The following is a 16,599-nucleotide window of genomic DNA, read 5'->3' on the forward strand; positions in this document are numbered from 1 at the left end:
ACCTTTGAGGGTGCCGTTTTTCTTTTTACATCTTAGTGCGGATTACTTCTTAATACGAATCACCGGCGTTTCACCCACGATGACCTGACCAGAAAGCTTAGTCAGCTCTTTGATCTCATCCATGTTGGAAATGACAACCGGTGTTAACGTTGATTTTGCTTTCTCTTCCAGCAGGGCCAGATCGAACTCGATAACCACGTCGCCTTTTTTAACCTTCTGACCTTCTTCAGCGATACGTTTAAAGCCTTCACCTTTCAGCTCAACGGTATCAATACCGAAATGAACGAAAAGCTCAATGCCATTATCTGATTCAATTGAAAAGGCGTGATTGGTTTCAAAAATCTTGCCGATAGTACCGTCAACCGGTGCAACCATTTTGTTGCCGCTGGGTTTGATCGCAATACCGTCACCCACGATTTTTTCTGCAAACACCACATCTGGTACGTCTTCAATGTTCACGATTTCGCCTGACAGAGGCGCTACGATATCAATTGTCCCAGCGCTATCTGTTTTTTCGCCAAAAAGTTTAGAAAACAAACCCATGATCTTCTCCTAAGCAGTAATTTGGGGCCAGCATCTCGTGGATCAGCAGAGCGTTTTTTCTTTAATGAACTTGTTAACCAGGTTCATCAAGTCTTCCGCCGTAGGTTGAGCCAGTGCCTGCTCTGCCAACGCCTTCGCATCTTCGAAATGTGTATTACGAATAATTTTCTTGATGCCAGGGATAGAAATGGCACTCATGCTGAATTCGTCCAGCCCCATTCCCAGTAACAGTAGTGTAGCACGTTCGTCACCTGCCAGCTCACCACACATGCCAGTCCATTTACCTTCAGCATGAGACGCATCAATAACTTGTTTGATGAGGTTCAATACTGACGGTGTCATTGGGTTATACAGGTGCGAAATCAAATCATTACCACGGTCTACTGCAAGAGTATACTGCGTCAAATCGTTTGTCCCAATGCTAAAGAAGTCGACTTCTTTAGCCAGGTGACGGGCAATCACGGCAGAAGCGGGGGTTTCAACCATAATGCCGACTTCGATTGACTCATCAAACGCTTTGCCTTCTTCGCGTAACTGCCCTTTAAGCAGCTCCAGTTCCGCTTTCAGACTGCGTACTTCTTCGACCGAAATAATCATCGGGAACATGATACGCAGCTTACCGAAGGAGGATGCACGCAGAATGGCGCGTAGCTGAGCATGCAGGATCTCTTTACGATCCATCGCGATACGGATAGCACGCCAGCCCAGGAACGGGTTCTCTTCTTTTGGCAGGTTCATGTAAGGCAGGTCTTTGTCACCGCCGATGTCCATGGTACGCACAATAACGGCCTGCGATCCCATCGCTTCAGCAACGGCTTTATAGGCCTGGAACTGCTCTTCTTCAGTAGGCAGCGAATCGCGATCCATAAACAGGAACTCGGTGCGGTACAGACCTACACCTTCAGCGCCGTTACGTTCGGCACCGGCGATATCACGCACGGTTCCGATATTGGCGCAGACTTCGACCTGATGACCATCCAGCGTCACCGCCGGCAGGTCTTTCAGCTTGGCCAGTTCATGTTTTTCTGAATGATACTGATGCTGAACGGCTTTCAGCTCTTCCTGAACCGCTTCAGACGGGTTGATGTGAATCGCATTGTTCACGCCATCCAGAATAATGAAATCGCCGTTCTTGATCGTGGCGGTCACGTTACCGGTACCGACGATTGCCGGGATCTCTAACGAGCGAGCCATGATTGACGTGTGCGAAGTCCGACCGCCCAAATCGGTAATAAAGCCCAGCACCTTTTTCAGGTTCAGCTGTGCGGTTTCTGACGGCGTTAAATCTTTCGCCACCAGAATAGATTCGTCCTGGATTGCGCTCAGGTCGACAATGTGCAGACCTAAAATATTTTGTAGCAGGCGTTTGCCGATGTCGCGCACGTCCGCCGCGCGCTCTTTCAGGTATTCATCGTCCAGCTCTTCCAGGGCTTTAGCCTGAGCGTCAATCACTGAGTTCACAGCGGCATCGGCAGTAGCGTGATCTTTTTTGATCAGGTCGGTGATTTCCTGCTCCAGCTCTTCGTCTTCCAGCAACATAATGTGGCCTTCGAAGATCGCTGCTTTTTCTTCACCCAGGGTTTCGCTGGCTTTAATGCGAATGGCTTCCAGCTGCTCAGCCGCTTTGCCACGGCCCTGAAGAAAACGCTGAATTTCCTGCTCAACCTGATCATCTGAAATCTTTTTGCGGTTGATGACGATCTCGTCTTCTTTCAGCAGCAGAGCTTTGCCGAAAGCGATACCTGGTGATGCTAAAATGCCTGAAATCATAACCTTACCTTTTTATCACGATGGCTGACTGGACTCGTTGCATTGCCATAGTCGTGGGACACGTACTCTACGAAAGCAATAACGCGGACAGTTTGTCCGCGATCAAGATGTTGCACGCAATGGCGCAGAAGAGTCGTTTTAAAGCGGTGCAGAAAGGAGATTACTCCAGTTCCGCCATCAGCTTAACCAAATGCTCTACGGCTTTTTGCTCATCTTCACCTTCCGCAGAAAGTGTGACAACGGTGCCCTGGGTCAGACCCAAAGTCTGCAGCTTGAACAGGCTTTTAGCGCTGGCAGATTTACCATTGGAGGTGACAGTGATTTCTGACTGGAAGGCTTTAGCTTCTTTGACAAATTGCGCAGCAGGGCGAGTATGCAGTCCGTTTGGTGCGGTAATGGTAACTTCTTGCTGGAACATTCTATTTCCCCAACTTTTTCAGGATTAGTGTTATGGATCTAAAGTCTAGCCTGGAGCCGTAACTTTAGCCTGTGTAGGTGCGCGGGTATACATCTTACTGTCTGACAAATGCGCTTGAATGAGTCTTTCTTTCCCGCTGAGTGTCAAAAAGCGTTTTGAGCACGTCACCGGGTAATTATGCCGTGATTCGCCCTTTCACTAAATCTGAATATTGACTCAGCTTGATCCACTTCAAAGGAGGATTAATTTCAGGCTTCGAAATAATTGGCAGTCTAAATACCAGAGCCACGTTACTGAAATCAATCTGCCGCATGGTAAAAGTGAGATCTACGCCACAAAAAAGCACCCATCTGGGTGCTTTTTAAGCATTTATCCGAAAGCGTTCCCGCTTACTGCAGTTCTTTCTCGGTAAAGAGATCGGCAAACAGGGCAGTACTCAGATAGCGCTCACCAGAAGAGGGGAGAATAACCACAATATTCTTGTTGGCATAGGCTTCGTCTTCCTGCAGCTTCAGCGCGGCGGCGACGGCAGCGCCAGAGGAAATACCTGCCAGAATACCTTCTTCTTCCATCAGACGACGTGCCGTAGAGATAGCTTCTTCGTTGGTGATCGCGACAGCCAGGTCAATCAGCGCCAGATCCAGGTTGCCCGGAATAAAGCCGGCCCCGATGCCCTGAATTTTGTGTGGGCCAGGTTTCAGCTCTTCGCCTGCCATTGCCTGAGCAATCACGGGAGAATCGGTTGGCTCGACCGCCACCGTGATCAACGATTTTTTACCCTTGGTGTTTTTGATGTAGCGGCTCACACCTGTCAGGGTGCCACCGGTGCCGACACCGGCAATAAACACATCCACTTCACCATCGGTGTCTTCCCAGATTTCCGGACCGGTGGTCTTTTCATGAATTTCCGGGTTAGCCGGGTTGCTGAACTGCTGCAGCAGCAAGAATTTATCCGGATTGCTGGCAACAATCTCTTCAGCTTTGCCGATTGCGCCTTTCATGCCTTTTGCGCCTTCGGTCAGCACCAGGTTCGCACCCAATGCTTTCAGCAGTTTACGACGCTCAACGGACATGGTGTCCGGCATGGTCAGCGTCAGCTTATAACCGCGTGCGGCAGCCACGTACGCCAGGGCAATCCCGGTGTTACCACTGGTCGGCTCAACCAGCTCAATGCCGGGCTTAAGAATACCGCGCTTTTCTGCGTCCCAAATCATATTGGCACCGATACGGCATTTCACACTAAAGCTTGGGTTACGGGACTCAACCTTGACAAGGATGCGGCCGTTACCGATGCGGTTCAGTCGAACCAGCGGCGTATGACCAATTGTTAAAGAGTTGTCTTCATAAATCTTGCTCATAGCCTGTCCTTAACTGTATGAATTATTGGGAACCCTCAGAGCATACCTGTTCTTCTTTCTGGCGGAAGGAAAGAAATCATATATCTATATGTCTCATGGCAATAAGACCTGCAAAAAATCGCATAAGGCTGGCTGATGAGTTTAGCCTGGGTTCGCGCGGGCAAGGCGCGTGCGATAGCGATCAACCCACATCGCCGTTGCGCCACAAACCGCCACCGGCATGATGGCAAGGTTAACCACAGGAATCATGGTAAACAGGCTGACCAGCGCCCCAAACTGCATATTCGCCGTCTTGTGCTGACGCAAGGCATGGCGCATCTGCTGAAAACCTACTTTATGGTTATCGAAGGGATAGTCGCAGTATTGAATGGACAGCATCCATGCGCTGAACATAAACCACAGCACCGGCGCGACAGTTTGCCCAAAGCCCGGAATAAAGTAGAGCAGCAGTAAGCCAAGCGCGCGGGGCAGGTAGTAGCCCAGCTTCTGTAATTCACGTTTCATGATACGCGGTATATCTTTGAGCATGCCGACCCAGCCGCTGTCGGGGAGCGGTTTGCCGGTCAGGCGCGCTTCCAGTTGTTCTGCCAGCAGGCCACAAAAGGGGGCAGCAATCAGATTGGCTAGGGTGGAAAAGAAGTAGCTGAACACCAGCACGACGGAAATCACAGACAGCGGCCACAGCAAATAGCTCAGCCACTGCAGCCAGTCTGGCACATGGGACATTAACTGTGGTATCCACGTATCCAGCTGGTAAAAAAGCCACACGAAAGCGCCGCCCAGCAGAACGATATTGACCAGTAAAGGGATGATCACAAAGCGCCTGATGCCGGGTAATCTGACCAGCTTCCAGCCCTGGCTGAAGTAGTGCACACCGTTAAAAGAGGATACCGAATTGTTTACAGCCATAGAGCCCATTCTCCTGAAGATGTTAAGGCGCGCCCACTATAACCTGGCTTTTTCTGCTGGCCAGGTGCCGTTTGGGTAAAAAAACAGCGAAAAAGCGTGGGTGGTCTATCTTATTTGTGAGAAAATACTGCACAGACTTGCACTTATCTGGCAGGGCAAATACAGTTAGAGAATAAAGTTTGCCGCGGTGGCAAGGTATTGGAACAACAGAGAATACAATGATGCAGGATTTGCGTCTGATATTAATCGTTGTTGGCGCGATCGCCATTATAGCGCTTCTTATTCACGGACTGTGGACCAGCCGTAAAGAGCGCTCTTCAGTGTTCCGCGATCGCCCTCACAAACGTTTGAAACAACGTGATGAACATGATGATGAGACCCTGACCGATGACGTAGCAGAAGGCGTCGGTGAAGTTCGTGTGCGCCACACGCGCGAACACCAGGAGCCTCATTTCGATGACACTCGCGTGCAGCCGGACGAGCCTGTCACAGCAGCGCGTGCGCGTCAGTCATCCACCGCCGGGCCTGACAGCGATCCGCTTTTTGCCCCAGCGCCAACGTCTGAACCTACGCCCCAGCAACGGCCCGCGCCAGCACGCCAGCAGCCTACCTTTGTTGCCGCGCCTCCGGTACAGGCGGACCCTCTGCTGGATGCCGACCCGCTGGATGCGGTGCAGCCTAATCCGGTTTACCAGGCGGCACCTGAGCCTGAGCCAGAAGTGGTTAGCCCGCCGCAGCCTAAGCAGCCCGAGTCCCGACCGGCGGCCAGCAGCAAACCGAAAGAAGCCGTGTTGGTTCTGCATGTTGCCGCCCATTCTGGTGGTCAACTTAATGGTGAAGCGCTGTTACAGGGCATTTTGCAGGCCGGCTTCCAGTATGGCGAAATGAACATCTTCCATCGCCATCTCAGTCCGGCCGGAAGTGGCCCGGTGCTGTTTAGCCTGGCTAACATGGTCAAACCCGGCTCATTTAATCCAGACGAAATGACCGACTTCACTACGCCTGGCGTGTCCATTTTCATGATGGTGCCGTCGTATGGTGATGCGAATCAGAATTTCAAACTGATGCTGCAGTCGGCACAGCGCATTGCGGACGATGTCGGTGGCGTGGTACTTGATGACGAGCGCCGCATGATGACGCCGCAGAAACTGGAAACCTACAAAGCGCGTATCCGCGATGTGGTTGAATCCAGAGACTGATCCGCACTTTTCCAATTTGTTATGATAAACCCCCGCCTGTCGGGGGTTTTTTATCTGATGGGGTTATATGAAATCCGTCCAGGAACACATCACCGAACTGCGCACTACGCTGCGCCATCATGAATACCTTTATCACGTAATGGATGCGCCGGACGTTCCCGATGCGGAATACGACCGTTTGATGCGTGAACTGCGTGAGCTTGAAGAACAACATCCCGATCTGATTACCCCGGATTCACCGACGCAACGCGTGGGTGCTGCTCCGCTGATGGTGTTTGAGCAGGTACGTCATGAAGTTCCCATGCTGTCACTGGATAATGCTTTTGATGAAGCCAGCTTTAGAGCGTTCAACAAACGCGTTCAGGATCGTCTGAAAAGCAGCGACGATCTGGTTTACTGCTGCGAACTCAAACTGGATGGCCTGGCCGTCAGCCTCTTGTATGAAGATGGACTGTTAACCCGTGCCGCCACACGCGGAGACGGAACGACCGGCGAGAATATCACCACCAATGTGCGGACGATTCGCGCCATCCCGCTGCGGCTTAAAGGCGAGAATATTCCCGCCCGCGTCGAAGTGCGCGGTGAAGTCTTTATGACCCAACGCGGTTTCGAAAAGCTGAACGCTGAAGCGCGCCGTACCGAGGGCAAAGTCTTTGCCAATCCGCGCAATGCGGCAGCGGGTTCCCTGCGCCAGCTTGATCCGCGAATCACCGCGAAACGACCACTGACCTTCTTTTGCTACGGGTTAGGTCTGCTGGAAGGGGGCGAGATGCCGCGCAGCCACATGGCGCGTCTGCAACAGTTTAAAGCCTGGGGTTTGCCCGTCAGCGATCGTATTCGTCTGGCTCATAATGCCGATGAGGCTCTGGCGTTTTATCACGACGTTGAAGCCCAGCGTACAGCGCTGGGGTTTGATATTGATGGCGTGGTGATCAAAGTCGATTCTCAGGATTTGCAGGAAAAACTGGGCTTTGTGGCCCGCGCGCCCCGTTGGGCTGTGGCCTTCAAGTTCCCCGCTCAGGAGCAGATGACCGTAGTGCGTGATGTCGAATTCCAGGTCGGCCGCACAGGGGCGATTACGCCTGTCGCCCGACTGGAGCCGGTGCAGGTGGCAGGCGTCATGGTCAGCAATGCCACCTTGCATAATGCGGACGAGATTGAACGGCTTGACCTGCGTATCGGCGATAAGGTGGTTATTCGCCGTGCCGGTGACGTTATCCCTCAGGTGGTGAATGTCATCGCCAGCGAACGTCCTGAGGATGCCCGTGAAATCGTGTTTCCTGCCCACTGTCCGGTCTGCGGGTCAGATGTGGAGCGCATCGAAGGCGAAGCCGTGACGCGCTGTACTGGTGGGTTGATCTGTGGCGCGCAGCGCAAAGAAGCGCTGAAGCATTTTGTGTCGCGCCGTGCCATGGATGTGGATGGCATGGGCGATAAGATCATCGATCAACTGGTGGAAAAAGAGTATGTCAAAACGCCAGCGGATCTGTTCCGTTTAACCCGTGAAACCCTGACCGGTCTGGATCGCATGGGCGCGAAATCAGCGCAGAACGTGGTCGATGCGTTAGAGAAGGCCAAATCCACCACGCTGGCGCGCTTCCTGTATGCACTGGGGATTCGTGAAGTCGGAGAAGCCACGGCGGCTAATCTGGCCAACCACTTTGGTGAGTTGCAGAAGGTGATGGACGCCGATCTTGATGCGTTGATTGCGGTGCAGGATGTCGGCACCGTCGTCGCTAAGCATGTCCGCAACTTTATGGAAGAAGAGAGCAATCGGGAAGTCATCCGTCAGTTGGTTGAGGATATTGGCATTCACTGGCCGCAAGTGGTGGTGGTGAAAGCCGAAGAGATTGACAGTCCATTTGCAGGCAAAACCGTGGTGCTCACAGGTTCGCTGTCACAGATGAACCGGGACGATGCCAAGGCCCGTCTTACCGAGCTCGGCGCGAAAGTGAGCGGGAGTGTATCCAGGAAAACCGATTTGCTTATCGCTGGCGAAGCTGCCGGTTCTAAGCTGGTGAAAGCGCAGGAGCTGGGCATTGAGGTGATTGATGAGGCTGAAATGATTCGGTTATTGGGGGCCTGAAATGGATAAACAGTATCTGGTTGAGATAGCCAATACGGCCATGCCCTTTGGCAAATATAAAGGCCGGATGCTGATTGATTTGCCTGAACCCTATTTGCTGTGGTTTGCCCGCAGTGGTGATTTTCCGTCAGGGCGTTTAGGTGAGCTGATGCAGCTGACGCTGACCATTAAAATTGAAGGGCTGGAAGGGCTGGTGAAGCCCTTAAAGCGCGGTGAATAAGCACGCTGCCTCGTGGGTATCAAGCCAACGAGGCAGCGTTTGGGTTACTTCTGCGATTCCACCGCCGCGGCTTTTACTTTTTTAGCCTGCATGTCGTTGGTTTTCTTATAACGTCCGGCTATAAACGAACACACCATTAACTGGACCTGATGAAAGATCATCAAGGGCAAAACGATGATGCCGACCGCACTGGCGGGGAACAGAATGTTCGCCATGGGCACGCCGTTTGCCAGGCTCTTTTTAGAACCACAGAACAGAACAACGATCTCATCCGGGCGGCTGAAGCCGAACAGACGAGAGGCAAAGTAGTTAATCAGCAGTACGATCGTCAGCAGCAGTACGCATCCCGCCAAAATCCACAGCAGCGTATCAACGCCCACGCGTTTCCAGATGCCGTTGACCACGGCTTCACTGAAGGCGGAATAAACGACTAACAGAATGGAGGTTTGATCGGTAATCCCAATCAGACCACGATGTCTTTCCACCCAGCCGCTAATCCAGCGACGCGACAGATGGCCCAGAACAAAAGGCACCAACAGCTGCAGCATGATTTTTCCCACCTGCTCCAGACCATCGCCCGGCCCGTTACTGTTGACGTCCATGACCAGATTCACCAGCAGCGGGGAGATAAATACGCCCAACAGGCTGGATGCCGATGCGCTACATACCGCGGCGGCAACGTTCCCGCCGGCCATCGAGGTAAAGGCAATCGCTGACTGCACGGTGGCAGGTAAGATACACAGATACAGGAAACCGGTATAAATCTCTGCGCCGACGTTCACCGGATGCCACCAGACGATTAGCATGCCGATAGCCGGGAACATCACAAACGTACTGCACATAATCCAGAGATGGAGACGCCAGTGGCTGCTACCGGCAATGATTTTTTCGCGCGACAGCTTGGCACCATGCATAAAGAAAAGCAGGGCAATCGCGGCGGTAGTGAGGTACTGGAAAACGTCAACGAAGCCGCCTCTGGCAGGAATAAAAGAGGCCAACAACACGGTGATGATAAGCTTTATCATCATTGGGTCTATACGTAAAAATCCCATCGTTACAATCCGGTTAAATTAAGTCTGAGAGGATTGTGCGTGATGCGGGTTTAGAAATAAAATTAATTTATTAGATTAATCTATGTGGGAAATCGATGAATTACTCTTTGCGTCAGCTACGCACCTTTGTTGCCGTTGCCCACTATGGCGGCTTTAGCCAGGCCGGGCAGGCTATTGGCCTGAGCCAGTCAGCGGTGAGCCACAGTATAAAAGAGTTGGAAAATGAAATCGGCGTTCGCCTGCTGGACCGTACGACGCGCGAAGTGGTCCTGACCGAGGCCGGACAGCAGCTGGCATCGCGCATGGAAAGGCTGCTGGAAGAGATGAATACGACGCTGCTTGATATCCGCAGCTACGGTGAACAGCGCAGTGGGACGGTGAGAATCGCGGCCAGCCAGACCATTTCTGCGCACCTGATGCCGCAATGTCTTGCCGCCAGCCAGCATAGCTATCCTGATATTAAGATCATTTTGCACGATCGCGTTCAGCAATGGGTGTTAGAAAGTGTACGCAATGCTGAAGTCGATTTTGGGATCGTCATCGGCCCGCTTAATGACACGGATTTTGACTGCTGTGCGATTCTGGACGAACCTTTTCTGCTGTTGTGCCGGGAAGACGATCCGCTTGCCGAGGTAGCACTGGCGCAGTGGTCTATGTTGGACGGCAGGACGATGGTGCTGCAGGATTACGCTTCAGGCAGCCGGATATTAATTGATGCGGCTTTACGCCAGCAGAACGTGAATATTCACGTGATCCAGGAAATCGGCCATCCCGCTACGCTTTTTCCCATGGTCGATGCGGGCATCGGGATCAGCATTTTACCGGCTCTGGCATTACCGCTACCGGCGGGGCGCGCACTGACGGTACGGCGCCTCTATCCTGAGATCAATCGCACCCTGACGTTAATTAAGCGTAAAAATCGCTCTTTAACGCCAGCGGCCGAAGCGATATGGCAGGAAGTGCGTCAGCAGGCAAGATTGCTGACGCAACAACGCGAATCCAGACCTGCGTTTTAAATATAAACGTCAAGTTGGTTGTTTTGCGTAGGGCGATTAACACCATCTGCAGGGGCAGTATTACCTTCTTTTTGCGCCTGCTTTGCTTCAGCTTTCTGTTGCTCTTTGCGTTGTAACTGCTGGATTTGCGCTTCTAAAACCTGGATTTGTGCCTTAATCGTATCTTGCTGCTTCTTTTTCTCCTCTGTGGTCATCGTCTTATCGTCGCCCAAACTTTTCAGTTGATCGTTGAGACGAGAAATCTGCTTATTCAGGCTGGCGATTTGTGATGCGGTATCACTTGAATTGACCGTGTCTGATGAACTGCCGCTTCCGATACTCGGTGTGCTGGTTAATATAGTTGTCATGAGGCTCTCCTTACAATTAGACGTTTTAGGTTATCGGACGTTAACAGGAAAAGCTTAATGTCTCTGAGTGTTAAATATGTGAAAAGATTCTTACATTCTTACGTGAGGTTAAGGCGGGCAGGGAAGAGAAGCGGTGACGAGCAGGTAAGATGGACCCGACTGTCATCTGAGCACATAAAAGAAAAAGGGCCGCCAGGGCTTTATGTGGAGAGGGAAGTTGGACAGGGTTTCTCCCGTCCGGGCCTCACCCTTCGGGTGATGCTGGCGCATCAGCCTGAACCGCTTTGCGATTCAGTCGAACCTGCACGTCAGGCATCGGAGCGCAGAAACGAAAAAAGCGCCTGAAGGCGCTTTTTTCTGAATTTGGTGGGTCGTGCAGGATTGCCTCGGCCCGGTGGGCCTCGCCCTTCGGGTGATGCTGGCGCATCAGCCTGAACCGCTTTGCGATTCAGTCGAACCTGCGGCAGGTTCTCATCCCGCACGTTTTACGCATAGCAAAAAGGCGCCTTTAGGGCGCCTTTCAACATTGGTGGGTCGTGCAGGATTGCCTCGGCCCGGTGGGCCTCGCCCTTCGGGTGATGCTGGCGCATCAGCCTGAATCGCTTTGCGATTCAGTCGAACCTGCAGCAGGTTCTCATCCTGCACGTCAGACATCGGAGCGCAGAAACGAAAAAAGCGCCTGAAGGCGCTTTTTTCTGAATTTGGTGGGTCGTGCAGGATTCGAACCTGCGACCAATTGATTAAAAGTCAACTGCTCTACCAACTGAGCTAACGACCCGAAGTGGTGGGTGATGACGGGTTCGAACCGCCGACCCCCTCCTTGTAAGGGAGATGCTCTACCAACTGAGCTAATCACCCACTTCGGTACTGCTTCACAAGAGTGTCATCTGACTAAGATATGGTGGGTGATGACGGGTTCGAACCGCCGACCCCCTCCTTGTAAGGGAGATGCTCTACCAACTGAGCTAATCACCCATATCTTATCTCTTGCACACTGCGGGCCATCTTAAACCTTGTTAAGAGTGGTGGGTGATGACGGGTTCGAACCGCCGACCCCCTCCTTGTAAGGGAGATGCTCTACCAACTGAGCTAATCACCCCCGCTGTGTGGAGTCGCATTATAGGGATAGTTGATTTTGAGTCAACGCTTTTTAAAACATAATTGTGCGTTCGGTTTAATTTTAAACATCCCGTAGCGATTTTATCCAATGTGCTGGTTTTCTTAGCAGAAATATAGGGTTTGCTGGCGCTCAGCTGCCTTGCATGCATTGAGGATTCATCATCAGATGCTAGAATATGCGCACTCTTTTCGCGTCTAACCTGTTTTTTGTCATCCAGACAACGAACCTGCGCATTTAAGGCAATACTGAATGAAAATCAAAACTCGCTTCGCGCCAAGCCCCACCGGCTTCTTACATGTAGGTGGCGCGCGTACCGCCCTCTACTCATGGCTCTTTGCCCGTCATCATCAGGGCGAGTTTGTGCTGCGCATTGAAGATACCGATCTTGAGCGTTCAACACCGGAAGCCATTGAAGCCATTATGGATGGGATGAACTGGCTGAGCCTGGATTGGGATGAAGGTCCTTATTACCAGACTAAACGTTTCGATCGCTATAACGCCGTTATTGATGAAATGCAGGAAGCGGGTACGGCTTATAAATGTTACTGCTCCAGAGAGCGTCTGGAAGCGCTGCGTGAAACGCAAATGGCTAACGGTGAAAAACCGCGTTACGACGGCCGTTGCCGCGACAGCCATGAACATCATGCCGATGATGAACCGCATGTGGTGCGCTTCCGTAATCCACAAGAGGGATCGGTTATTTTTGATGACCAGATTCGTGGCCCGATTGAGTTCAGCAATCAGGAGCTTGACGATCTGATAATCCGTCGCACCGATGGCTCACCGACGTATAACTTCTGCGTCGTGGTCGACGACTGGGATATGGGCATTACCCATGTTGTGCGTGGTGAAGATCACATCAACAACACCCCGCGCCAGATCAATATTCTCAAGGCTATCGGTGCACAGGTACCGGTTTATGCCCACGTTTCTATGATCCTGGGCGACGACGGTAAAAAACTGTCTAAGCGACATGGTGCGGTAGGCGTCATGCAATACCGTGATGACGGCTATCTGCCAGAAGCCTTGCTTAACTATTTAGTCCGTCTGGGCTGGTCTCATGGCGATCAGGAAATCTTCTCTGTCAAAGAAATGACAGAGCTGTTTAGCCTGGACGCGGTCAGTAAGTCCGCCAGCGCCTTTAATACCGAAAAGCTGCAGTGGTTAAATCATCACTACATCAACGCGCTGCCGCCAGAATATGTGGCAACACATCTGCAATGGCACATCGAACAGCAGAATATTGATACCCGCACTGGCCCGGAGCTGGCGAAGCTGGTGACCTTGCTCGGTGAGCGCTGTAAGACGCTGAAAGAGATGGCGGCGTCATGCCACTATTTTTATCAGGACTTTTCAGAATTCGATGCCGATGCCGCGAAAAAGCATCTGCGTCCGGTTGCACGTCAACCACTGGAAGTGGTTCGCGATAAGCTGGCTGCATTGACTGACTGGAATGCCGAAACCGTGCATCAGGCGATTCAGCAGAGCGCGGATGAGCTGGGCGTAGGCATGGGTAAAGTGGGAATGCCACTGCGCGTTGCCGTGACCGGCGCAGGTCAGTCCCCAGGACTGGATGTCACGGTGGAAGCGATTGGTCGCACCCGCAGTGTCGCGCGTATTGAAAAAGCGCTGGCCTTTATTGCCGAGCGCGAAGCACAGAACTAATAAAAAAAACCGGAAGCATTACGCTTCCGGTTTCTTACTCTTCACTAATCCCCAGACGGCCGAGTACACCTTTAATCCCTTCCCGCAGAATCAACGCCGTAAGCTGATCTTGTTCATTCTGACTCATTTGCTGGACAGAGCTTATCAATAACGCAGGTAAAGAATTCGCTGGAGGCGTGTAATTTGCCGTGGGTTCATTAAGATTGCGCGTCGACTGAATGAAACTTTTCACGCGTTCATCAATATGAATCAGTCTTGCTTTTCCGCCCTGAACACCCGGCTTTGGCGTGGTCGTCCAGTTCTCGCGTTTGATCCATTTGTTCACCGTCTGCCGACTGTAGCCCGTTTCGATTGCCAGTTCTTCCGGAGTTAGCCATTCCTTTTTCACGATGCTGTCCCTGTTAAATACATTAGCCATACATATTACAGCAAATCGTAACGCGTGAAAGTAACTGGAAACGAAATTGCCTTTTGTCTCTCAACAAAAGGCAAAGAAAGTTTATTGCGCGGTGCGTGGCTGCTCGGCAGCGGGGCGGAAAGCGAGGAAGTAAGCCAGACCAACGAAGACGGCACCGCCAACGGCGTTACCTAAGAATACCGCCACGAAATTGGGGAAATATTCAGCCCAGCTCATCTGTCCGGCGAAAATCGCAGCAGGGATGATGAACATATTCGCGACAACGTGCTGGAAGCCAATGGCGACGAACGCCATAACCGGGAACCACATAGCGAAAATTTTGCCTACCACGTCTTTACTGGCGAATGCCAGCCACACGGCAAGACATACCAGCCAGTTACAGCCGATGCCAGAGATAAAGGCGTGCAGGAAATCGGCATGCACTTTTGCGTTAGCAATAGCCAATGTCTTTTTCAGGTAGTCGCCTTCGGTCATGGCCAGCATATGCCCAAAGAACCAGGCGATAGCGATGCTGCCAAGGAAGTTCGCAATGGTTACCCAGAACCAGTTACGTAATACGCTGTAGCCACTTACGCGGCGTGCAAACCAGGCAACAGGCAACGTCATCATATTGCCGGTTAACAGCTCGCCACCGGCCAGAATGGTCAGGATTAAACCGACCGGGAACACCGCAGCACCTAAAAAGCCGCCAAATGAACCCCAGTCCGCTGGGAGTGAGTTGATAACGTGGACATCCAACAAGAAGCCTGTAGCGATGAAGGCGCCTGCCATGAAGCCAAGAATAATTAAGGAACTAATGGAGGCATGGCTTTTTGCCACGCCAGCCTGAATCGCCAGTTGGGCGATCTCTTTGGGTGTATGCAGCGACATATATTCTCTATTGATTTTAGTATTGGAGCGAAAACGCCTGGTTGAAGAACGGTGCGCTGGAGAAAACCATGCAGCCGTATTACATAGCGGGCTAAGTTTTACACGACATTACAGGGAAGACAAGATAATTCCTATAACATATTTAACCGCGTATTAACCTAGCAGCCGATAAAAAATTACTCATCAAACCCAGGCTCCTTTCATGATGTTAACAAGGGCAAGAGAGAAACAAACGCCCGTCATCACGCTGAGTTTGCCGTCTTTTTCAGCGATCAAACACAGAATGTGATTTTGCCGTTGACACTCCATGGGGGGTTTCATATTATGCCGTCCGTCGCTTAACACGACGGTTTTTTCGGTACGGGGCTATAGCTCAGCTGGGAGAGCGCTTGCATGGCATGCAAGAGGTCAGCGGTTCGATCCCGCTTAGCTCCACCAAACTTCTTCCCAAAAGTTTGGCACTGAAAAAACGATTTCCAGATGTGGGGGTATAGCTCAGCTGGGAGAGCGCTTGCATGGCATGCAAGAGGTCAGCGGTTCGATCCCGCTTATCTCCACCAAATCTCTGGCTTTTCAGCCATTATCATTTTGTTCGTAGCGCTTGCTTATAAGCACATCTGTTATATATATCCCGCTTATCGCCTCCTGACATCTTTCAACTGCACTGCGTTGCATTCTCATTCCACTTAACGCCTGGATTCCGCCCCCGTTCAACCTAATTGCTGCAACAGCCATCGACTGAAATCATTAAGGCGTGAAGTAAATTCCGCAACAGTTGCCTGTGGCGTCTTGCTCTCTGCTAAAAAGAAGGTGATCGCGTCTTCACGTTCCGGATAAAGCGCAACGAATCGTACAACATGATCCTCCAGGCTGCGTGGCCAGTCGATATCGTTATCTGTGCGTAACATATTGGTTGAGCGAATCAGTTTTCTGGCCGCCGCGCGCTGATATTGCTGCTGCTCACGAGCCTGGCTGGCGCGGGATAATAACGTGGCATAGCCACTCAATACCGCTGCGACATCACCGTTTATTGCCCGTGCCAACGCGCGGGACGGGCGGAAACGTTCAAAGTACACAGAGAGATCCAGGCCATAGAGGCAGCGGCAGTGGTGCTTTAACCAGTAGCCCCAGGAAAGGCGGTTTTCCGGCGCGAGTGCCTCATTGACCGTGCCGATATCAAAATCGACTTTACTCACCACAGGATGCTCTTCCGCCAGTGCCTGTTTTAACGCTGACAGTCTGTCTTGCTGCTCTTGCCGGAGTGGATGGCTGAAGAGTAAACACAGATCTAAATCCGATCTGCACTTGACGGCGTTTCCGCACGCCACGCTACCGTAAAGATAAATGCTGTGCAGGCCATCCCGATAGTCAGCGCTCAGACGGGCCACGGCTGCGTTGACGACAGCCTGAAACGCCGGCTGAATGTCAGCTGTCGGCAGCGTGGGAATATAGCCGTCGGGGTCCAGACTCATCATGGCTCCTGTTAAACAAACATAACCGATGGAAAGAGGGGATTCGCTCTGGATTATAATCGGGGCGCGCTCCCACTAGTCGGGCAGTATTGATGAGTGTGGTAAGCGTGATCAAGCATTGTGTCTGAACACAAGC

Annotated in this window: 15 protein-coding genes, 6 tRNA genes and 2 other RNA genes; 7 read left to right on the forward strand and 16 right to left on the reverse strand. The window is 51.9% G+C overall.

The features are described 5' to 3' along the window. Positions 1-42: 42 nt before the first annotated feature. From crr to cysZ, 5 genes are all read right to left on the reverse strand, one after another. Positions 43-543 carry a PTS glucose transporter subunit IIA gene (gene crr / locus QNH99_RS06925; RefSeq protein WP_063880468.1) on the reverse strand — a complete coding sequence of 167 codons (501 nt, stop codon included), beginning with the start codon at positions 541-543 and terminating at the stop codon, positions 43-45. 42 nt (positions 544-585) lie between these two features. Next, positions 586-2,313 (reverse strand): phosphoenolpyruvate-protein phosphotransferase PtsI, encoded by a 1,728-nt coding sequence (ptsI, locus tag QNH99_RS06930; RefSeq protein ID WP_145394048.1) that lies wholly within the window; start codon positions 2,311-2,313, stop codon positions 586-588. A 160-nt stretch (positions 2,314-2,473) separates the two neighbouring features. Next, complete coding sequence (gene ptsH, locus QNH99_RS06935; protein ID WP_003848868.1) at positions 2,474-2,731, reverse strand: phosphocarrier protein Hpr; 258 nt, start codon at positions 2,729-2,731, stop codon at positions 2,474-2,476. A gap of 389 nt (positions 2,732-3,120) precedes the next feature. After that, a complete protein-coding gene (gene cysK / locus QNH99_RS06940; RefSeq protein WP_410517478.1) occupies positions 3,121-4,089 on the reverse strand; it encodes a cysteine synthase A in 969 nt (322 codons plus the stop codon). 141 nt (positions 4,090-4,230) lie between these two features. After that, positions 4,231-4,998, reverse strand: coding sequence for a sulfate transporter CysZ (cysZ, locus tag QNH99_RS06945; protein ID WP_063880465.1), 768 nt, complete (start codon positions 4,996-4,998; stop codon positions 4,231-4,233). Positions 4,999-5,216: 218 nt separating this feature from the next. Between cysZ and zipA the strand changes: the two genes are divergently transcribed. The 3 genes from zipA to QNH99_RS06960 all read left to right on the forward strand — a co-directional run bounded on the left by zipA (position 5,217) and on the right by QNH99_RS06960 (position 8,503). Further along, a complete protein-coding gene (gene zipA, locus QNH99_RS06950) occupies positions 5,217-6,197 on the forward strand; it encodes a cell division protein ZipA (RefSeq protein ID WP_256853008.1) in 981 nt (326 codons plus the stop codon). Positions 6,198-6,264: 67 nt separating this feature from the next. Then, entirely contained in the window at positions 6,265-8,283 is a 2,019-nt protein-coding gene (gene ligA, locus QNH99_RS06955) for an NAD-dependent DNA ligase LigA (RefSeq protein WP_256853007.1), read from the forward strand. A 1-nt stretch (position 8,284) separates the two neighbouring features. Further along, entirely contained in the window at positions 8,285-8,503 is a 219-nt protein-coding gene (locus QNH99_RS06960; RefSeq protein WP_063880462.1) for a DUF3820 family protein, read from the forward strand. 44 nt (positions 8,504-8,547) lie between these two features. Here QNH99_RS06960 and QNH99_RS06965 read toward each other — a convergent pair whose 3' ends face one another. Further along, positions 8,548-9,555: a bile acid:sodium symporter family protein gene (locus QNH99_RS06965; RefSeq protein ID WP_063880461.1), complete on the reverse strand. Its 1,008-nt coding sequence runs from the start codon at positions 9,553-9,555 to the stop codon at positions 8,548-8,550. Between the two features lie 95 nt (positions 9,556-9,650). Between QNH99_RS06965 and QNH99_RS06970 the strand changes: the two genes are divergently transcribed. Further along, positions 9,651-10,571, forward strand: a complete 921-nt coding sequence (locus tag QNH99_RS06970; protein ID WP_109717593.1) for a LysR family transcriptional regulator — start codon at positions 9,651-9,653, stop codon at positions 10,569-10,571. On the opposite strand, the gene QNH99_RS06975 is transcribed toward QNH99_RS06970, so the two are convergent. The 7 genes from QNH99_RS06975 to QNH99_RS07005 all read right to left on the reverse strand — a co-directional run bounded on the left by QNH99_RS06975 (position 10,568) and on the right by QNH99_RS07005 (position 12,017). Beyond that, positions 10,568-10,918 carry a FlxA-like family protein gene (locus tag QNH99_RS06975; protein WP_096012872.1) on the reverse strand — a complete coding sequence of 117 codons (351 nt, stop codon included), beginning with the start codon at positions 10,916-10,918 and terminating at the stop codon, positions 10,568-10,570. The genes QNH99_RS06970 and QNH99_RS06975 overlap by 4 nt on opposite strands. Before the next feature lie 364 nt (positions 10,919-11,282). After that, a non-coding RNA gene (locus QNH99_RS06980) (RtT sRNA) lies at positions 11,283-11,414 on the reverse strand. Between the two features lie 31 nt (positions 11,415-11,445). After that, positions 11,446-11,577: non-coding RNA, RtT sRNA (locus tag QNH99_RS06985), on the reverse strand. Between the two features lie 43 nt (positions 11,578-11,620). After that, positions 11,621-11,696 (reverse strand) — tRNA-Lys (locus QNH99_RS06990). A 4-nt stretch (positions 11,697-11,700) separates the two neighbouring features. Beyond that, positions 11,701-11,776, reverse strand: a tRNA-Val gene (locus QNH99_RS06995). Positions 11,777-11,817: 41 nt separating this feature from the next. Then, positions 11,818-11,893, reverse strand: a tRNA-Val gene (locus QNH99_RS07000). Positions 11,894-11,941: 48 nt separating this feature from the next. Further along, positions 11,942-12,017, reverse strand: a tRNA-Val gene (locus QNH99_RS07005). A 270-nt stretch (positions 12,018-12,287) separates the two neighbouring features. Between QNH99_RS07005 and gltX the strand changes: the two genes are divergently transcribed. Next, positions 12,288-13,703, forward strand: coding sequence for a glutamate--tRNA ligase (gene gltX, locus QNH99_RS07010; protein ID WP_256852653.1), 1,416 nt, complete (start codon positions 12,288-12,290; stop codon positions 13,701-13,703). Positions 13,704-13,737: 34 nt separating this feature from the next. On the opposite strand, the gene QNH99_RS07015 is transcribed toward gltX, so the two are convergent. Together QNH99_RS07015 and QNH99_RS07020 are read right to left on the reverse strand one after the other, a co-directional pair. Beyond that, positions 13,738-14,091: a YfeC-like transcriptional regulator gene (locus QNH99_RS07015; protein WP_063880457.1), complete on the reverse strand. Its 354-nt coding sequence runs from the start codon at positions 14,089-14,091 to the stop codon at positions 13,738-13,740. Positions 14,092-14,202: 111 nt separating this feature from the next. Then, the gene (locus QNH99_RS07020) at positions 14,203-14,991 is read right to left on the reverse strand and encodes a formate/nitrite transporter family protein (protein ID WP_063880456.1); all 789 of its coding nucleotides are present in this window, start codon (positions 14,989-14,991) and stop codon (positions 14,203-14,205) included. 362 nt (positions 14,992-15,353) lie between these two features. Here QNH99_RS07020 and QNH99_RS07025 point away from each other — a divergent pair. After that, positions 15,354-15,429, forward strand: a tRNA-Ala gene (locus QNH99_RS07025). A 46-nt stretch (positions 15,430-15,475) separates the two neighbouring features. Continuing rightward, positions 15,476-15,551 (forward strand) — tRNA-Ala (locus QNH99_RS07030). A 150-nt stretch (positions 15,552-15,701) separates the two neighbouring features. Here QNH99_RS07030 and QNH99_RS07035 read toward each other — a convergent pair. Beyond that, the gene (locus QNH99_RS07035) at positions 15,702-16,466 is read right to left on the reverse strand and encodes a nucleotidyltransferase domain-containing protein (RefSeq protein ID WP_244181422.1); all 765 of its coding nucleotides are present in this window, start codon (positions 16,464-16,466) and stop codon (positions 15,702-15,704) included. Between the last annotated feature and the right edge of the window lie 133 nt (positions 16,467-16,599).

It is taken from the genome of Pantoea allii (genome assembly GCF_046529425.1).
Lineage (GTDB): Bacteria > Pseudomonadota > Gammaproteobacteria > Enterobacterales > Enterobacteriaceae > Pantoea > Pantoea allii.

Excerpts from the sequence above, each read along its gene's own strand:
- crr (WP_063880468.1), bottom strand. The coding sequence starts at position 543 with ATGGGTTTGTTTTCTAAACTTTTTGGCGAAAAAACAGATAGCGCTGGG.
- ptsI (WP_145394048.1), bottom strand. The coding sequence starts at position 2,313 with ATGATTTCAGGCATTTTAGCATCACCAGGTATCGCTTTCGGCAAAGCT.
- ptsH (WP_003848868.1), bottom strand. The coding sequence starts at position 2,731 with ATGTTCCAGCAAGAAGTTACCATTACCGCACCAAACGGACTGCATACT.
- cysK (WP_410517478.1), bottom strand. The coding sequence starts at position 4,089 with ATGAGCAAGATTTATGAAGACAACTCTTTAACAATTGGTCATACGCCG.
- cysZ (WP_063880465.1), bottom strand. The coding sequence starts at position 4,998 with ATGGCTGTAAACAATTCGGTATCCTCTTTTAACGGTGTGCACTACTTC.
- zipA (WP_256853008.1), top strand. The coding sequence starts at position 5,217 with ATGATGCAGGATTTGCGTCTGATATTAATCGTTGTTGGCGCGATCGCC.
- ligA (WP_256853007.1), top strand. The coding sequence starts at position 6,265 with ATGAAATCCGTCCAGGAACACATCACCGAACTGCGCACTACGCTGCGC.
- QNH99_RS06960 (WP_063880462.1), top strand. The coding sequence starts at position 8,285 with ATGGATAAACAGTATCTGGTTGAGATAGCCAATACGGCCATGCCCTTT.
- QNH99_RS06965 (WP_063880461.1), bottom strand. The coding sequence starts at position 9,555 with ATGGGATTTTTACGTATAGACCCAATGATGATAAAGCTTATCATCACC.
- QNH99_RS06970 (WP_109717593.1), top strand. The coding sequence starts at position 9,651 with ATGAATTACTCTTTGCGTCAGCTACGCACCTTTGTTGCCGTTGCCCAC.
- QNH99_RS06975 (WP_096012872.1), bottom strand. The coding sequence starts at position 10,918 with ATGACAACTATATTAACCAGCACACCGAGTATCGGAAGCGGCAGTTCA.
- gltX (WP_256852653.1), top strand. The coding sequence starts at position 12,288 with ATGAAAATCAAAACTCGCTTCGCGCCAAGCCCCACCGGCTTCTTACAT.
- QNH99_RS07020 (WP_063880456.1), bottom strand. The coding sequence starts at position 14,991 with ATGTCGCTGCATACACCCAAAGAGATCGCCCAACTGGCGATTCAGGCT.
- QNH99_RS07035 (WP_244181422.1), bottom strand. The coding sequence starts at position 16,466 with ATGATGAGTCTGGACCCCGACGGCTATATTCCCACGCTGCCGACAGCT.